Source organism: Bacteroides sp. D20 (genome assembly GCF_003436255.1).
GTDB lineage: Bacteria > Bacteroidota > Bacteroidia > Bacteroidales > Bacteroidaceae > Bacteroides > Bacteroides uniformis.
Genome location: NZ_QSOO01000021.1, coordinates 59,502 through 76,804 on the forward strand (window position 1 = coordinate 59,502; position 17,303 = coordinate 76,804).

Below are 17,303 nucleotides of genomic sequence, written 5' to 3' on the forward strand. Positions count from 1 at the left end.
GATTTATGATTTATGATTTATGATTTATGATTTTAAATCATAAATCCGTTACGCACATAGCTTCTTTCAGTTCCTGCACCTTCTCTTTGCCTTGCAACAGCTCCACTACGGCCAATGCAAACTCCATGGCAGCGCCCGGTCCTTTACCAGTGATGATATTGCCGTCTCTTTCTACCGGAGCACCCGTACATTCGGCACCTTCCAAATACTGTTCAAAGCCGGGATAGCAAGTAGCCTTCTTGCCTTTCAGCAATCCCAGCTTACCCAATACCATAGGAGCCGCACAAATAGCAGCAATCGGTTTCTGCTCTTGGGCAAAACGCAGTACCAGATTACGCAGTTCTCCACACTTCTCCAAAGTGGACGCACCCGGCATACCGCCAGGCAATAATACAAGCTCTGCATCAAAGAAGTCGCAGTTCACTACATTCTTATCGCACAAGACCGGAACATCGTGTGCTCCCGTCACTATTTCATCAGGGGTTACCGTCACCATTTCTACGTTCAGTCCGGCGCGTCTCATCACATCCACAGAAGTAAAAGCTTCTATTTCTTCAAATCCGTCGGCAAAAAAAACATAAACTGTACCCATAATTGTTCCTCCTCTTATTTTAGATTAAAATAATACGTTATTGTTCCCGTCTGATTGTTCAAGCCGCTTACCGCATTGAAACGGGCTTTCTTGGCAGCATCCTCTGCCGCTTTCCGCAATGCGGGATTGACGGTATTGGTCTGGCGGTTGATGCTGGTTGCTATCACATGTCCGGCAGGGTTCACTGTGATGGTCACCACAACCCTACCTTCATCCTGCACATTATATACCGGCCGCGGCAATCCGCCCTCACCAAGAGAACGTCCGCCCAAATTAAACGAGCCGTAGCCTCCCGTACCCGAAGTGGCTCCGGACGGAGCATTTCCCGTAGGACTTCCTTGAATACCTTCGCCTTCCGTATCGCCTTTACTACCCATTTGGGCACCTTTGCCAAAAGCGCCAGCTACCCGTTTACGGGCAGCTTCCTCGGCTTCCTTACGTTCCCGTTCGGCTTTTGCCGCTGCCAGTTTGCGGGCCTCTTCCGCTTTTTCGGCTTCCGTCTTTTCCGGTTTCTTCACCTCCTCCTTTTTCTTGGGTTCGGCTTTGGGCTTTATGGCAACGGTTTCTTCAGTTTCCTGCGTAATGATGTCCTGCTCCACCGTTTCCTGCACCTGAGGAGCGGTTTCCTCCGGCATGACATCCACCTTTACTAAAGAAGGGTCGGCAGCGCCCAGTGCATCGGGCACCTCTCCCAGCATAACGGGTACACCGCCTTCTTCCGAGGGTTCCGGCAGTGTGAATCCTACCAGTATCAGAAGGGCAATAATGGCAACATGCACCACAAGTGCACCTGCCATACCTATATATTTTCCTTTCTTCTTCTGATTCACCATTGCATTTACAATTTAGCCATGTACAATGTACGATTTAGTTTTCCGGTGGTCGTGTAGCCAGCACCATCTTGAATTTATTCTCGTTTGCAATGTTCAGCACCTTCACGATTTCCCGGTAAGGCACTGTTTCGTCAGCATACAAAGCTATATACATTTCAGGCTCTTTCGCTGCACACGATTGCAGGAAAGGAGTCAGCTCTTCAAGCGTCAACGTCTGTTCCTTGTCATTTCCGAAAGCAGCATAATAATTCAGATTCTTATCTATGATGACTCTCGTCAAAGGCTTTGCGGAAGTCTGTTGTTTTCCCTGCGGCAACAATACCTTGATAGCGTTGGGCGATACCATGGTAGATGTTATCATAAAGAAAATCAGCAGCAGGAAAATCAGGTCCGTCATGGACGCCATGCTGAAGTTGGGTGATATTTTAACTCTACGTTTTAACACGCCTTTATTTTTTAATTCCTAATTCTTTAATCAATCATTTCGCCGGTTCGTTCAGCAAGTCCATGAATGCCATTGTCTTGGCTTCCATCTTGTTGACCACGCCGTCTATCAGCGTCACCAGATAGTTATAGGCAAACATGGCTATGATGCCGACTATCAAGCCGCCCACCGTGGTAATCATTGCCTCGTAGATACCTCCGGAAAGCATCGTTATGTCAATATTGTTTCCGGCATTCGCCATCTGCCAGAACGCGCGCACCATACCGGTCACCGTACCGAGGAACCCAAGCATAGGCGCACCGCCGGAGATGGTAGCCATAATCGTCATGCCTTTCTCCAGCTTGGCAACCTCAAAATTGCCGACATTCTCGATGGCAGCCTGCACATCGTTCACCGGACGTCCCAGACGGCTGATGCCTTTTTCAATCATACGGGCCGAGGGAGTATCCACACTGCGACAATAAGCAATGGCGGCTTTCAGTTCCCCGCCCAGGATATAATCCTTTATCTTATCCATGAACTGGGGGTCTTCTTTCCCCGCCTTCCGGATAACATAGTTGCGTTCGAACAAGATGTAAAAGCAAAGTCCGGACATCAAGCCCAGGACAACCATAATCCAGCCGCCCTTGACGGCCATGCTCCATAAATTCATTTCGTCGGAAGCGTTTACTTGTGTCAGTACCGGATTGGCACCTGCAATAGAGTCAGTCAGTGCCGGAGCCACTTGGGCCAATAACAACATTACATTCATCAGCGAAGACAGTTTTTATATTCCTTGACCGTACGCTCCAATCCCAGATACAGCGCGTCACTAATCAGCGCATGCCCGATGGACACCTCGTCCAGCCACGGAATGTTTTGATAAAAATAATTCAGATTCACCAGGCTCAGGTCATGTCCGGCATTCAGCCCCAGGCCTAAGCTGCGGGCCACCTTGGCAGCCTCGACAAAAGGAGCTACAGCCGCTTCCCGTCCTTTGGGATAAGCCGTAGCATAAGGTTCCGTATATAGCTCCACGCGGTCGGCACCGGCTTTGGCAGCATATTCTATCATTTCGGCATCGGTGGAAACAAATACGGAAGTACGGATACCAGCATTGTTGAACTCATCCAACACTTCGTTCAAGAAGTCAAAATGGGTCTTGGTATCCCAGCCTGCGTTTGAAGTCAGCTGTGTAGGGCTGTCGGGCACCAAAGTTACCTGATGCGGTTTCACCTTCAAGACCAAATCCATAAATTCGGGTGCAGGATAACCCTCGATATTGAACTCTGTCCGCAGCAACGGCCGCAAATCATATACATCCTTACGGCGGATATGCCTCTCGTCAGGACGGGGATGCACCGTAATGCCATCAGCACCAAAGTCTTCACAATCCAGCGCTACCTTCACAACATTCGGGACATCACCTCCACGGGCATTGCGCAGCGTTGCCACCTTATTTATATTAACGCTTAATCTAGTCATAATTCGGTTTATAGTTTGGGACAAAAGTACAAATAATAGTTATATATTGGCAGCATTCTGAGAAAAAAATAGCATCTTTGCACTTCAATCCAACAGAATTGATTATGAAATTTGCCATATTCGGAAATACCTACCAAGCAAAGAAATCCTCGCATGCAGAAAACCTCTTCCGGTTGCTCGGACAGCATAATGCACAGCTCTGCATCTGCCGGGAATTCCATCACTTCCTGACTACCGATTTACATTTAAACATACCTGACGCCGAATTGTTTGACGGAGATGATTTCTGTGCCGACATGGTTATCAGCATCGGTGGCGACGGCACTTTCCTGAAAGCAGCCAGCCGTGTAGGAAAGAAGAATATCCCCATATTGGGCATCAATACCGGCCGGCTGGGTTTCCTTGCCGACATCTCACCGGAAGAGATGGAAGAGACCTTCGATGAAATCTACAACAACCACTATAAGGTGGAAGAGCGTAGTGTACTGCAACTGAGGTGCGACGATGAACGCTTGATGCAATCCCCTTACGCCCTCAATGAGATAGCCGTATTGAAGCGGGACAGTTCGTCCATGATCAGTATCCACGCCGCCATCAATGGCGCTCCGTTGACCACTTATCAAGCTGACGGCCTAGTTATCTCCACACCTACCGGTTCCACCGCCTACTCACTCAGCGTCGGCGGTCCGGTCATTGTGCCCCACAGTAAAACCATTGCCATCACCCCGGTGGCTCCACACAGCCTCAACGTCCGTCCCATCGTCATTTGTGACGACTGGGAAATTACACTTGATGTGGAAAGCCGCAGCCACAACTTCTTGGTTGCCATCGACGGCCGTAGCGAGTCCTGCAAAGAAACGACCCAGTTGCACATCTCACGTGCCGACTATAGCATAAAGGTAGTGAAACGGTTCAACCATATTTTCTTTGATACCCTTCGCAATAAACTAATGTGGGGGGCGGACATCAGATAAGCCTATATCACTTCATTCACTCCAGCAGGATAAGACAGTATTGACAATAAGCCCCTAAACCCATCCATCAGTTTACCACTTCTTATACTGCAAATGACTATTTCTGCCATCCTCCTTCATCGTGGAATATAGAATTGAATAATAATCACACAAAGTATATTTTCAGCAAAAAACTTTTAAATAAATAATAAAAACACCACCTTTGTAGTTCATTCTTTCAGAGTCTATGTGGAATAGTACTTTACTATACAAAGACACTACCATTCAGAATGCGTAAATGTAAGATGAATCAATATGCAGAAAGAAAATGATACTTTATTGGTAGCCAAGTTGAGAGAAGGCAATAAATTTGCCTTTGAAGCATTGTACGAAAAATACAGTGCCAGGCTGTACAACACCATCGTCCTTCTCGTATATGACAAATCATTAGCCAAAGACATCACCCAAAGCAGCTTCATGACGATATGGGAAAAACGCAGTAATCTGGATACCGAGAAAAGTTTTCCGGCATATCTATGCACCATCGCACGCAACATGGTATACAAAGAAACCGAACGAAGATTATTACACAACAAATTTGTAGAAAACAAGCTGAAAACAGAAGCAGAGGCTATCGAGGAAGATACGATGGATATGGACGTCTCCATCATTGAAAAACAGATAGAGCAACTTCTGCAAAGCCTGCCAGAAGTTTCACGGGAAGTCTTTCAGCTGAAAAGAGCAGGAAAACTGTCCAACAAGGAAATCGCCTCACAGCTAGATTTGACGGAACGTGCCGTAGAGGCTCATTTCTACCGTACTATGAAACTACTGAAAGAAGAATTACGCAAATTCATCATGCTTTTCCTCTCCTTCTACTTTCTAAATAATTGTTAAAGCACGAAAATCCGTGAGTGTTTTGGCAGGCATACAGATATATACTACAGAACATGGATAAAAAAGACAGTCATATTGAACTTTTGGATCGTTTCTTTCGAGGACTGACCAGCCCTGAAGAAGATGTACAGTTGAAATCATGGATTAAGCAACCGGATTTTCAACAGAAATTTTCCGCATACTATCAGCAATGCTGGGCACTGGCTCCGGACACGATGGACAAAGCCGTACAAAATGAAATGTTCACCGAACTTTTAAGCCAGATAGACGCAAGTTCCACCACGGAAACGAAGGTCCTGAAAACAAGGAACCGTTTCCTGCGTCAGATTGGGCGCTATGCTGCAGTTGCCTGCATCATATTGGCAGTGGGAAGCGGAGCCTATTATGCAGGAGTCAAACGACCGGCCGATGACGCCAATACAGAAGTCACCATGTCCGTATCCAACGGGCAGAAGGCCGACATCATTTTGGCTGACGGCACAAAGGTCTACATCAATTCCGATTCAAGAATTGTATATGACAACACTTACAACAAGAAAACACGTATGGTCTCCCTGGAAGGAGAGGCCTATTTTGAAGTTGCAAAGGACAAGGAAAAGCCTTTCATCGTGAAAGCAAATGGTATCAATGTACAAGCGTTAGGTACAAGCTTCAATATACGTGCACATAAAGACGATAAATCAGTAGCTGTAATCCTGATAAGTGGAAAGGTTAAAGTAGACGACGGCAGACACGAGGCATATATGAAGCCAAACGAAAGGCTCGTTTGCAACCTGACCAATGGACAGTTCGAAAAAAGCGAGCTTCATCCTAATGCAAGCAACTTACTGTGGAGAAGCAACGAACTAGCACTCTATGGTGAATCCTTTGAAGAAATTTGTACCATGCTTACTCGAATGTATAATTGCAAATTTATATTCAAAAACGAGAAAGCCAAACAATATACTTATCATGGCATCATTAAAAACGGCAGTTTAAACAATGTATTGGAATACATCAGCCAAGCTGGCGGCATTAATTACAAGATAGAATCTGACAATACGATTATAATATATTAGTAGTGTAAAATAGCCCTTTATATTAACTAAAACAAAAAGTATATGGAATAGATTTTATAGGATTTTTACCTCAGACACAATGACCTACTTCTGGCAGCGACAATAAAATTTAAACATTCGAGAAATATAGTTTTAATATACTCTAATAGCTTAATTAGGGTTAGTCTTTGTCGTACCTTCCTTAAAGTAAAAAAGTAATTAACCTGATATGATAAGACATGAGACAAAATAAAATAATTACGCGATTTTCAATATTACTGGGAGTGCTGTTCTTCTGGGGAAATAGCTTTGCCCAAATCAGTTTATCTATAAACCAGCAGACTATCAAGCAGATTATACCTCAAATTGAAAAGACTAGCGGCTACAATGTATTCTATACCGACAAACTGCCCAATCTTGATACCCGAAAAGATTTGCTGGTATCCAATGCCCCACTTGAAGCCACCCTAAAGGAATTGTTCAAAGGGACCAAAATTACTTTCGAAATAAAACCCAACAAGCAGGTTCTACTATTTCAACAAGCCAACAAGCCCTCAGGCAATAGGAAACAAGTACCCAGCAAGTTATTGGTGGAAGCAGAAAGCTTTGACAGAAAGGGGGGATGGGTAGTAGACCAGCAATTCATGGACCTCATGGGTTCACCTTATCTGATGGCTCATGGAATGGGAGTCCCGGTTGAGGATGCCTCCACTACCATTTCTTTTCCTGAAGACGGTACATATTATGTATTTGTACGCACCTACAACTGGACTTCTCCCTGGTATGATGGTAAAGGACCGGGAAAATTCACTTTAGCCGTCGACAATAAAAAGTTGCCAGTGGTTTTAGGGGACGAGGGCAAACAATGGATGTGGCAACCTGCCGGAACAGTCTCTGTAAAAGCAGGAAGCTCTAGTCTGACATTAAAAGATTTGACCGGTTTTAATGGCCGTTGCGATGCCATTTATTTTACTACGGAAAAAGGGCAGCTCCCTCCCGCTCAGGCCACACAACTGACAGATTTCCGTAAAAAGATGCTGGATATTCCAGCCGAACCGGAGCAATACTCCTATGATGTGATTGTAACTGGTGGCGGTATAGCCGGTATGTGTGCAGCCGCAACCGCTTCCAGATTGGGATGCAAAGTGGCATTAATCAACGACCGCCCAGTACTTGGCGGCAATAATAGCTCTGAAGTCAGGGTTCACTTAGGGGGCAATATCGGAGTAGGCCCCAATTCCGGACTGGGACGTATGATAAGAGAATTCGGACATTCTAAAGAAGGAAATGCCAAACCTGCCGCAAACTATGAAGATGAAAAGAAGGAGCTTTTTATCGCCAATGAAAAGAATATCACCCTTTATGCCAACTACCGCGCCATATCTGTAAAGACCGATGGCAACAGAATAGAATCTGTCATCATCAAGCATATAGAGAATGGAAAAGAAGTGGAACTGAAAGCACCATTGTTCTCCGACTGTACCGGAGACGGCACCATCGGGTATCTGGCCGGTGCAGACTACAACATGGGACGCGAATCCCGTACCGAATACGGAGAAGAGCTGGCACCGATTCAACCGGACAAAATGACAATGGGTTCATCCGTACAATGGTACTCTGCAGACAAAGGTAAACCTACCCGTTTCCCTATTTTCTCGTACGGCCTGCAATTCAATGAAAAGAATTGCGAAAAAGTGACGATGGGTGAATGGAAATGGGAAACCGGCATGAACTTCAATCAAATCGACGACTTCGAACGTATACGTGATTATGGCTTAATGGTCATCTATTCTAACTGGAGTTTTCTGAAAAATGAATTAAAGGACAACAAGAAATATAAGAACCGCGCATTGGACTGGGTAGCCTATATTGCCGGGAAACGCGAATCACGCCGATTGTTGGGCGATTATATTCTAAAGCAAGATGATATAGACAAAAATGTCTATCACGAAGATGCCTCCTTCGTCACAACCTGGAGCATCGACCTGCATTTCCCGGATTCACTCAATGCGTCACACTTTCCTGATGCGCCCTTCAAAGCAGCAACCAAACACATCCATATATATCCTTACGCAGTGCCCTACCGCTGCCTATATTCTAGAAATATCGAGAATCTTTTTATGGCCGGCCGCAATATCAGTGTTACCCATGTGGCACTGGGCACTGTCCGCGTAATGCGTACCACCGGAATGATGGGCGAAGTTGTCGGGATGGCAGCTTCCTTATGTAAAAAGTACAACACCACTCCGAGAGGAGTATATCAGAAACACCTACCGGAATTGAAAGCACTGATGAAAGAGGGAGTAGGAAAAAAAGAAGGGATTCCCGATAATCAGAAGTTCAATGAACAAAAATTATTAAAAGAGCCTCGTATATTTATCATTGAAAAAAACAAGAAGTAAGAAACACGTTGATACTACAATTTAAGTATTAATAAAACACGCATATCATGAAAAATATTCTAACATTATTATTTGTCCTTTTCGGAGGATATTCGTTACACGCACAAGATACTTGTTACGGCCGTCTGAAAAATGACACTTTAACCATCGGAAACAGCTTGGTCGAACGTACCTTTTTGTGGAACGGGGGAAATATCATAACTTACCGCCTGACCGACAAGAGTAATGGAAAATCATGGAAGAACCACAGCCTTACTCCAGATTTCAGAGTAACGAAAAATTTGCCGCAACCATCAAACGGTTCACTCAAAGTAGTTCCCGTAAAAGAGACTAAAATATTTCCCGCTTATCTGAAAGTAGAAGTTTCTTTCAGCCTGGAGAAGCTAGATATAAAACGGGTATATCGTATTTATGATGATTGTCCAGCCATAGCCTGCGACACCTATTTAAGAGGAACAGTAAACAGTATTTTCGGAGGCAGAGAAGTTAGTGCAGCCGACCGGAAGAATATTGAATTCGCCGAAGACATGAAATCTAAAGAAGTAACCGCTGTACTAGACCAGTTCCATTTCCAAGGACAACATTGGCACGCTCGCAGCGTGGAATTTTCCGATGTGACCGACTGGCACAACAACCTGGTTTTCGAGAAAGAGATTATTTCCTATCGCAAACTGGGATATCGCGGCAATCTGCTGTTTGCCTTTAATGGCGAGGACAACTGTGGCATCTTCTTTTTAAAAGAGGCTCCCTGCTCTTCGGTACAATTAGCCTATCAAGGAAAGGATTTTCTGACTGATTTCGGGAAGTTTACAGTAACCGGCCTGGGCATTACCGAGAAAGACGTGACTCCCGACCGTTGGACCCAAACATACGGATGCGTATTGGGAATATACGGAGAAGGTGAACTGAGCCGACTACAAGCGCTTCGTTCATATCAGAAGAATATACGTACTTACCGGGCCGACCGCGACGAGATGATTATGATGAACACCTGGGGAGACCGTAGCCAGGACTCAAAAGTAAACGAATCCTTCTGTTTGAAAGAACTGGAACGCGCCGCCCGTCTGGGAATCACCCATTTCCAGATTGATGATGGCTGGCAAATAGGTAAAAGCCCTAATTCAGCTGTAGCCCGCGGTTCATTCAAGAACATTTGGGACAATAAAGACTACTGGAAACCCGACCCGCAAAAGTATCCACGTGGTTTGCATCCCATCGTAAAACGTGGCAAGGAATTAGGTATTGAAATCGGTCTTTGGTTCAATCCCAGCATACAAAATGATTTTGCCGATTGGCAGAAAGATGCGCAAGCACTCATCAGCCTTTATCGCGAATACGGCATCAAAGTATTCAAGATAGACGGACTCACCATTCCCAGTAAAGAAGCCGAAACAAACCTGCACCGCTTATTCAACAAAGTGCTGGAAGAGACGGACGAGGAAGTGATTTTCAACCTTGATGCGACAGCCAGCCGCCGCGGAGGCTACCACATGTTCAATGAATATGGAAATATCTTTCTGGAAAACCGTTATACCGACTGGCAGAACTACTATCCTTACTGGACTTTGCGTAACCTCTGGATGCTTTCCAAATATGTTCCGGCAGAAAAGCTGCAAATAGAGTTCCTGAACAAATGGAGAAATACGGATAAATATAAAGGAGAAGTCTTCGCTCCGGAAAACTATTCATTTGAATATCTGTTTGCTACGACTTTAGCAGGACAGCCGCTTGCCTGGATGGAAGGTACCAATCTACCCGAGGAAGCATTTACATTACGAGAACATACAGAAGCCTACAAGAAATTTCAGCATGACATGCATTCCGGCACTATCCTACCCATAGGAGATGAACCGTCGGGACGCTCTTGGACCGGCTTCCAGTCTCTAAAGAAAGATAGAGGATACTTGATTGTGTACCGTGAAAATCATCCAGAAGGGACTACAGAAGTCGAAACCTGGCTGCCAGAAGGTGTCACAGTAAGATGTATCCCACTGATGGGACACGGCAAAGCTATGACAGCAGTAACCGGAAAGAAAGGAAGGCTGGAAATCTCTCTGCCATCAATCAATGACTATGTTGTCTACAAGTATGAAATTAAAAACAAACGCTAAAATAAATAACGACATGAGAACACTTTTCTTACTCACAACATTGCTTTTCATCATCCCGAACATGTTCGGACAAAAAGAATATCGCCTAAACTCACCGGACGGCAAGTTAGAGGTTACCTTATATATAGGTGACCGGATTACTTACGAGCTGACGGAAGAAGGGCATACATTGGTAGCCCCCTCTCCCTTATCAGTACATCTGGATAATGGGACAGTCTGGGGCAACGGCTCCCATCTTAAGAGAGTCAGCCATCGCCAGGCAAATGAGGTGATTCCCTCTCCTTTCTACAAGCGCAGTGAAGTAAAGGATGTCTATAATGAAATGACGTTAAGTTTCCGGGAACATTTCAACCTCATTTTCAGAATGTACAATGAAGGAATGGCATACCGGTTCGCAGCGACCGGAAACAGACCGTTCAAAGTTACAAACGAAGAAGCCGCCTTCAACTTCAACAAGGACTACAAATCGATTGTTCCTTATGTAAAAGATGGCGATAAACAACCGATAGAAGCCCAGTTCTCCAACTCTTTTGAAAACACCTATACACATATAGAGCTATCCGGACTGAACCCCCAAAGACTGATGTTTACCCCCGTAGTAATAGAGCAGGAAAACGGCCGTAAACTTTGTATTGCCGAATCCGACGTGGAGAGCTATCCGGGCATGTTCCTCATCAACAGAAACGGGGGAACAGCACTCACTTCCGCTTTTGCCGCCGTCCCCAAAACAAAAAAACAAGGCGGGCATAACCAACTGCAAATATTAGTCACAGAGCGTGAAAACTACATTGCTTCCTGCCAGCCGAAAGCCAAACTACCCTGGCGCATCATTGTTGTGGCAAGAAATGACAAGGAGCTGGCAGATAACGATATGGTTTATAAGCTGGCTGCTCCATCACGCATGAAAGACATCTCATGGATACGTCCGGGCAAAGTGGCCTGGGAATGGTGGAACCATTGGGGAATCAAAGGCGTGGATTTCGAAGCTGGAATAAACAATGAAACATACATGCACTATATCGACTTCGCCTCCCGGCATGGCATCGAGTATGTGATTCTGGATGAAGGCTGGGCTGTCAACCTCAAGGCTGACCTTTTCCAAATTGTACCGGAAATTGATTTAAAAAAGCTCACGGCCTATGCCAGGCAAAAGAATGTAGGACTCATCCTTTGGGCAGGTTACCATGCCTTTGCCCGCGACATGGAACATGTATGCAAGCACTATTCCGAAATGGGCATCAAAGGATTCAAGATTGACTTTATGGATAGGGATGACCAGGAAATGGTAGACTTCCACTACCGGGCTGCCGAAATTGCCGCTAAATATAAGTTGATGGTAGACTTTCACGGCACGTACAAACCTACCGGGCTGAACCGCACTTATCCCAATGTCATCAACTATGAAGCCGTTCACGGGCTGGAACAGATGAAGTGGAGTGACATCCATACCGACCAGGTAACCTACGATGTCACCATGCCATTCATCCGTATGCTGGCCGGACCAGTGGACTATACACAAGGCGCCATGCACAATGCCAACAAACGGTGTTACCACTCCTCAATGGATACCCCAATGAGCCAGGGAACCCGTTGCCGCCAATTAGCTGAATATGTAGTATTTGAATCACCATTGAACATGTTGTGCGACAGTCCCACCAATTACGACCGTGAAGAAGAATGCACGGAATTCATCGCTACCATCCCTACCGTTTGGGAACAAACAATAGCCATGAACGGAGAAATTGGAAAATACATTACAATGGCGCGCAGGAAAGGAGATGTCTGGTATGTCGGCTCCCTAACCAATTGGGATGCACGTACTCTGACACTGGACCTTTCTTTCCTCGGTGCAGGCAGATGGAAAGCGGAAATGTTTCATGACGGAGTGAATGCCAACCGCCTGGCTTCCGACTACCAAAAGACCGTCACAGATATTCCTGCATCCCGTAAACTGACCGTCAAAATGGCACAAGGAGGCGGATGCGCATTGAAAATATACAAAGAATAATTCATAGGCTTTTTAAACGTTAACTGATACATACGATTTATGAAAATTAAAAGATTAATGATTACTTGTTTGCTCGCAGTGTCTGTACTGGGAGGCAAGTCACAAGCACAAGACTTATTGTCCAATGTTTACGGACGCGATTACCAGCTACTGAATGGGAAGTGGGGAGTCATTGTAGACCTTTATGACCAAGGAGAAAGGATGCAGGTGTACAAAAACAGAAAACCTCAGGACAACAAGCAATTTTATGAATACTCTTTCGACGGAGGTTTGGTCTTGAATGTACCTGCCGATTTCAATTCACAAATGCCCGAGTTGAAATTTTATGAAGGAACAGTATGGTACGGACGCTCTTTCGATACCCCAAAGACTGACGGCAAACGTTTGTTTCTCTATTTCGGTGCGGTAAGTTACCGTAGCAAAATATATCTGAACGGGGAGAAAATAGCCAGTCATGAAGGCGGATTCACTCCCTTCCAGGTGGAAATCACAGATAAGGTAAAGCAAAAGGACAACTTCCTGGTGGTGAAAGTCAACAATACCCGCACCACGGATGCCATCCCTGCCATGTCCTTTGACTGGTGGAATTACGGCGGCATCACACGCGATGTAATGTTGGTAAGCGTTCCACAAAGCTACATCAAAGACCATTTCATCCAGTTGGACAAGGTACAATCCAACCTGATTCGTGCCAAAGTAACCTTATCCGAAGCAAAGCCTGGCATCAACGTGCAAGTCGCCATCCCCGAATTGGGCATCAGACAGAACATGACTACCGATGCCAACGGAATTGCCCAGGCCACTATCAAAACCAAAAAACTGCAACGTTGGTCACCGGATGCTCCAAAGCTGTATGATGTAACCATCACTTCGGAAAGTGACCAGCTCAACGAGCAAATTGGTTTCCGTAACCTTTATGTAAAAGGCGAAGATATCTATCTGAACGACCAGCCCATCTTCCTGCGCAGTATCAGCTTCCACGAGGAAATTCCGCAACGCCGCGGGCGTGCCTTCTCTGAAGCGGACGCAACAATGCTGTTGTCCGAAGCCAAAGAGCTGGGTGCCAACATGATTCGTCTGGCACATTATCCACAAAATGAATATACTGTCCGCCTAGCAGAAAGAATGGGATTTCTTTTATGGGAAGAGATACCTATCTGGCAAGGGATTGACTTCAAAAATACCGCTACCCGTGAGAAAGCAGGCAGAATGATTAAAGAGATGGTGATGCGCGACAAAAACCGTTGTTCCGTTGCCTTTTGGGGGATTGCCAATGAAACAGCCACTTCCGCCCCGCGCAATGAATTTCTGAAACACATGAAACAATGTTGCCTGGACATCGACTCAACCCGTCTGATTACGGCCGCCTTCGATTTGGTACGCTTCAACCGCGAAAGCCGGAACTTTGAGATGAATGACTCCATTATCAACATCCTGGACATGGTAGCCATCAACAAATATATGGGATGGTATCATGACTGGCCACTGGCTCCGGACCAGGCTGTCTGGAATGTAGCTCCCGGCAAACCTCTTTTCATTTCCGAGTTCGGAGGCGAAGCGCTCTATGGCAAACATGGCGACGCGGAAGTCAAGAGTTCTTGGAGTGAGGATTATCAGGCACAACTCTACAAGGACAATCTGGAAATGTTCAAGCATATCCCCAACCTGCGCGGAACATCGCCGTGGATTCTTTTTGATTTCCGTTCTCCCTTCCGTTTCCATCCACACCAGGGAGGGGAATGGAACCGTAAAGGACTGGTTTCCGACCAGGGACAACGCAAAAAAGCATGGTACATCATGCGTGATTACTATAACCAAAAGAAAAAAGAACAATGAAGCACAAAATAAAACACTACATGGCTGCCCTCCTCCTGACCTCTATGGTCTGGAGCGGGCATGCCCAAGAAAAGAATGAAATGGACTTGTCTGGTGAATGGGCATTCCAGACAGATGTCATGGACTTCCGGAGAGGTTCACTGGACGTACGTTACTGCCATCGCCTGCAGGAAAGCATCGTTCTGCCGGGAATTACAGATGACTATAAAATAGGCTACAAATCTCCTTACCGCCACCTGGATAGGCTGACCCGTGTCTACGAATATATGGGCCCCGCATGGTACCAGCGAGAAATAGAAATTCCTGCGGCATGGAAAGGCAAACGCATTTTCCTCTATTTTGAACGTACACACTGGCTCAGTTCGGTATATGTAGGCAAAGAAGAAGTGAGTAAAATAGACTACATCAGTATTCCCCACAACCACGAACTGACCCAATGGCTACATCCAGGCAAAAAAGAACTGATAACTTTCTGTATAGACAACCGCTACCAGTACGATACCCATAAATGGGACCATGCCCACTCCGAATTTACCCAAATAAACTGGAACGGAGTATTGGGCGAAATTAAGCTGGTAGCTGTAGATCCAGTCTATGTAGATGACATGCAGGTCTATCCGGACATCAAGAACAAAAGCATCAAAGTCAAAATGACTGTCCGCAACTGTACAGAACATACCGCCAGCGGCAAAATATCCTTCCACGTGACAGGAAAGGACTATAGACTACAAAAGGAAGTACCAGTAACAGTGACCGATTCCATTACTTATATCGAGGAAGAAATGTTTTTGGGTAAGGATATCCATTTGTGGAATGAGTTCCATCCCAATCTTTATACGTTGGACTGTAAGTTGACTTCCAGTGTAGAGGGCCAATCCTATGCGCATGAGAAAAGCACAACTTTCGGTATGCGCGAAGTAGAGGCTGGTGAGGACCATATCATCCTTAATGGCGAACCCATACACCTGCGCGGTACCGTTGAAAACGCAGTGTTCCCCAAGACCGGCTATGCTCCCGTGGACGATGCCTCTTGGGAACGTGTACTCCGTATCCTAAAAGAATATGGTATGAACCATATGCGCTTCCACTCCTGGTGTCCTCCTGCCGCTGCGTTCCGTATGGCAGACAAGCTGGGTGTCTATCTGGAGGTGGAAATGCCGATGTGGGGTAAAGATGCCCAACCCGATGAGAAGCGCTGGAATTTCTTCCGTCGCGAGCTGCGGGGTATCTTGAAAGAATATGGGAATCACCCTTCCTTCATTCTCTACTGTAACGGAAACGAAATTACCGGCGATTTCAGTTTCATAGAAGAGCTTACCGCCACGGCCCGCCAGTTGGATAACCGCCGTCTATACAGCGGTTCCACAGCCCGCACACGTGTCAAATCAGACCAGTTCTACATTACCCATCAGACTACCAAAGGACACATGGCCATCTACGAAGGACGTCCTTATACAAACTGGGACAAAAACAAGGAACTGGGAGTAGGCCTGCCCATCATCTCGCATGAATCCGGACAGCGGTGCATCTATCCCAATTTCGAGGAAATAAAGAACTTCACCGGCCCCGTACAAGCGCGTAATTTCGAGATATTCCGTGAACTGCTGGACAAAAACCACATGCTCGACCAAGCACATGACTTCTTCCGTGCTTCTGGAGCCTTGACCGCCATAGAGTACAAGGATGTCATAGAAGCCCAGTTGCGCACTTATCTGAAAGGCGGTTTCCAATTACTGTCTCTGAATGATTTTACCGGACAAGGATATGCACCGGTAGGCATTCTCGATCCTTTCTGGAATACCAAAGGGCTCATCACACCGGAAAAGTGGCGCGAGTTCTGTGCACCGACTGTTGTGTTGCTCCGTTTCGACAAACGCGCACTTTACAATGATGAAGTATTTGAAGGAAAAGCGGAAATATACAATTATGGACCTACCCTATTGAAAAACGCAAAAATCAATTGGAGTATCACCGACAGCAACGGTAAAACCCTTAAGAGCGGAAAACTGAAAACACAAACTGTCGGAAAGAACGGGGTATTTCCACTTGGCAGTTTCAGTTATGCATTGAACAATATCACTGAACCACAGAAGCTGACGGTCCATCTTTCTGTTGCACACGTAAAAAACAGCTGGGATATCTGGGTATATCCCCGTCATAGCAACTTAATGCAGTCCACTAGTGAAGTGCTCTACACCACAGTATTCGATGAAAAAGCAAAACAACACCTTGCCGATGGCAAGAAAGTGGTACTCTGCCCCAAACCTTCCAAAGTAAAAGGTCGTAAATCCGTGTTCCACAATCACTTTTGGAATCCGATAATGTTCAAATGGCCTCCTATGACCATTGGCTGTCTGATTCATGACGACCAGCCTATATTCGAGCATTTCATAACTTCCTACCATACTGACTGGCAGTGGTGGGACATTCTGGAAAATGCCAAGGTTATTGAGATGAAAGATGCTCCGGCAGCACTGCGGCCTTTCATACAAGTAATAGACCATTACGACAATAATGAAAAGCTCGGTATTGGTTTCGAAGCAAAAGTGAAGAAAGGCAGTCTACTGGTACTAGCCGTAGATACCCAGAAAAACATCAACGAACGTCCTGCCACCCAGCAATTGCTGGAAAGCATTGACCGCTACGTAAAGAGTGACAAATTCGCTCCGCAAATTACCGTTGACGAGTCCTACATTGAATCATTCTTAAAGAAATAAATAAAGGA

13 protein-coding genes are annotated in these 17,303 nt (G+C 45.7%); 8 read left to right on the forward strand and 5 right to left on the reverse strand.

The genetic code is table 11. The features are described from left to right. Window positions 1–37: 37 nt before the first annotated feature. The 5 genes from DXD78_RS18335 to DXD78_RS18355 are packed head-to-tail and all read right to left on the reverse strand — an operon-like array spanning window position 38 to window position 3,334. Window positions 38–592 (reverse strand): DJ-1 family glyoxalase III, encoded by a 555-nt coding sequence (locus DXD78_RS18335; protein WP_005829959.1) that lies wholly within the window; start codon window positions 590–592, stop codon window positions 38–40. A gap of 14 nt (window positions 593–606) precedes the next feature. Beyond that, entirely contained in the window at window positions 607–1,425 is an 819-nt protein-coding gene (locus DXD78_RS18340; protein ID WP_035450093.1) for a TonB family protein, read from the reverse strand. A 34-nt stretch (window positions 1,426–1,459) separates the two neighbouring features. Then, the gene (locus DXD78_RS18345; protein WP_009037870.1) at window positions 1,460–1,870 is read right to left on the reverse strand and encodes a biopolymer transporter ExbD; all 411 of its coding nucleotides are present in this window, start codon (window positions 1,868–1,870) and stop codon (window positions 1,460–1,462) included. Between the two features lie 34 nt (window positions 1,871–1,904). Beyond that, window positions 1,905–2,621, reverse strand: coding sequence for a MotA/TolQ/ExbB proton channel family protein (locus DXD78_RS18350; protein ID WP_009037869.1), 717 nt, complete (start codon window positions 2,619–2,621; stop codon window positions 1,905–1,907). Next, window positions 2,621–3,334, reverse strand: a complete 714-nt coding sequence (locus DXD78_RS18355) for a pyridoxine 5'-phosphate synthase (RefSeq protein ID WP_005829949.1) — start codon at window positions 3,332–3,334, stop codon at window positions 2,621–2,623. The genes DXD78_RS18350 and DXD78_RS18355 overlap by 1 nt, the downstream gene beginning before the upstream one ends. A 104-nt stretch (window positions 3,335–3,438) precedes the next feature. Here DXD78_RS18355 and DXD78_RS18360 point away from each other — a divergent pair, with 104 nt between their 5' ends. From DXD78_RS18360 to DXD78_RS18395, 8 genes are all read left to right on the forward strand, one after another. Continuing rightward, window positions 3,439–4,308, forward strand: a complete 870-nt coding sequence (locus DXD78_RS18360) for an NAD kinase (protein WP_009037868.1) — start codon at window positions 3,439–3,441, stop codon at window positions 4,306–4,308. Window positions 4,309–4,602: 294 nt separating this feature from the next. Next, window positions 4,603–5,184, forward strand: coding sequence for an RNA polymerase sigma factor (locus tag DXD78_RS18365; RefSeq protein ID WP_005829818.1), 582 nt, complete (start codon window positions 4,603–4,605; stop codon window positions 5,182–5,184). A 53-nt stretch (window positions 5,185–5,237) separates the two neighbouring features. After that, window positions 5,238–6,242 carry a FecR family protein gene (locus tag DXD78_RS18370; RefSeq protein ID WP_009037867.1) on the forward strand — a complete coding sequence of 335 codons (1,005 nt, stop codon included), beginning with the start codon at window positions 5,238–5,240 and terminating at the stop codon, window positions 6,240–6,242. Window positions 6,243–6,460: 218 nt separating this feature from the next. Beyond that, window positions 6,461–8,623: an FAD-dependent oxidoreductase gene (locus DXD78_RS18375; protein ID WP_117589422.1), complete on the forward strand. Its 2,163-nt coding sequence runs from the start codon at window positions 6,461–6,463 to the stop codon at window positions 8,621–8,623. A 47-nt stretch (window positions 8,624–8,670) separates the two neighbouring features. After that, window positions 8,671–10,734 (forward strand): alpha-galactosidase, encoded by a 2,064-nt coding sequence (locus DXD78_RS18380; protein ID WP_009037865.1) that lies wholly within the window; start codon window positions 8,671–8,673, stop codon window positions 10,732–10,734. A 13-nt stretch (window positions 10,735–10,747) separates the two neighbouring features. Next, window positions 10,748–12,742: a glycoside hydrolase family 97 protein gene (locus DXD78_RS18385; protein ID WP_009037864.1), complete on the forward strand. Its 1,995-nt coding sequence runs from the start codon at window positions 10,748–10,750 to the stop codon at window positions 12,740–12,742. 39 nt (window positions 12,743–12,781) lie between these two features. Next, the gene (locus DXD78_RS18390) at window positions 12,782–14,578 is read left to right on the forward strand and encodes a glycoside hydrolase family 2 protein (protein ID WP_009037863.1); all 1,797 of its coding nucleotides are present in this window, start codon (window positions 12,782–12,784) and stop codon (window positions 14,576–14,578) included. Next, window positions 14,575–17,295, forward strand: a complete 2,721-nt coding sequence (locus tag DXD78_RS18395; RefSeq protein ID WP_009037862.1) for a glycoside hydrolase family 2 — start codon at window positions 14,575–14,577, stop codon at window positions 17,293–17,295. Before DXD78_RS18390 ends, DXD78_RS18395 begins: the two co-directional genes overlap by 4 nt. Window positions 17,296–17,303 lie beyond the last annotated feature (8 nt).

Bases quoted from the DNA above. Each gene is read 5' to 3' on its own strand.
- DXD78_RS18385 (WP_009037864.1), top strand. From the start codon at position 10,748: ATGAGAACACTTTTCTTACTCACAACATTGCTTTTCATCATCCCGAAC.
- DXD78_RS18370 (WP_009037867.1), top strand. From the start codon at position 5,238: ATGGATAAAAAAGACAGTCATATTGAACTTTTGGATCGTTTCTTTCGA.
- DXD78_RS18340 (WP_035450093.1), bottom strand. From the start codon at position 1,425: ATGGTGAATCAGAAGAAGAAAGGAAAATATATAGGTATGGCAGGTGCA.
- DXD78_RS18355 (WP_005829949.1), bottom strand. From the start codon at position 3,334: ATGACTAGATTAAGCGTTAATATAAATAAGGTGGCAACGCTGCGCAAT.
- DXD78_RS18335 (WP_005829959.1), bottom strand. From the start codon at position 592: ATGGGTACAGTTTATGTTTTTTTTGCCGACGGATTTGAAGAAATAGAA.
- DXD78_RS18350 (WP_009037869.1), bottom strand. From the start codon at position 2,621: ATGAATGTAATGTTGTTATTGGCCCAAGTGGCTCCGGCACTGACTGAC.
- DXD78_RS18390 (WP_009037863.1), top strand. From the start codon at position 12,782: ATGAAAATTAAAAGATTAATGATTACTTGTTTGCTCGCAGTGTCTGTA.
- DXD78_RS18380 (WP_009037865.1), top strand. From the start codon at position 8,671: ATGAAAAATATTCTAACATTATTATTTGTCCTTTTCGGAGGATATTCG.
- DXD78_RS18375 (WP_117589422.1), top strand. From the start codon at position 6,461: ATGAGACAAAATAAAATAATTACGCGATTTTCAATATTACTGGGAGTG.
- DXD78_RS18365 (WP_005829818.1), top strand. From the start codon at position 4,603: ATGCAGAAAGAAAATGATACTTTATTGGTAGCCAAGTTGAGAGAAGGC.
- DXD78_RS18395 (WP_009037862.1), top strand. From the start codon at position 14,575: ATGAAGCACAAAATAAAACACTACATGGCTGCCCTCCTCCTGACCTCT.
- DXD78_RS18360 (WP_009037868.1), top strand. From the start codon at position 3,439: ATGAAATTTGCCATATTCGGAAATACCTACCAAGCAAAGAAATCCTCG.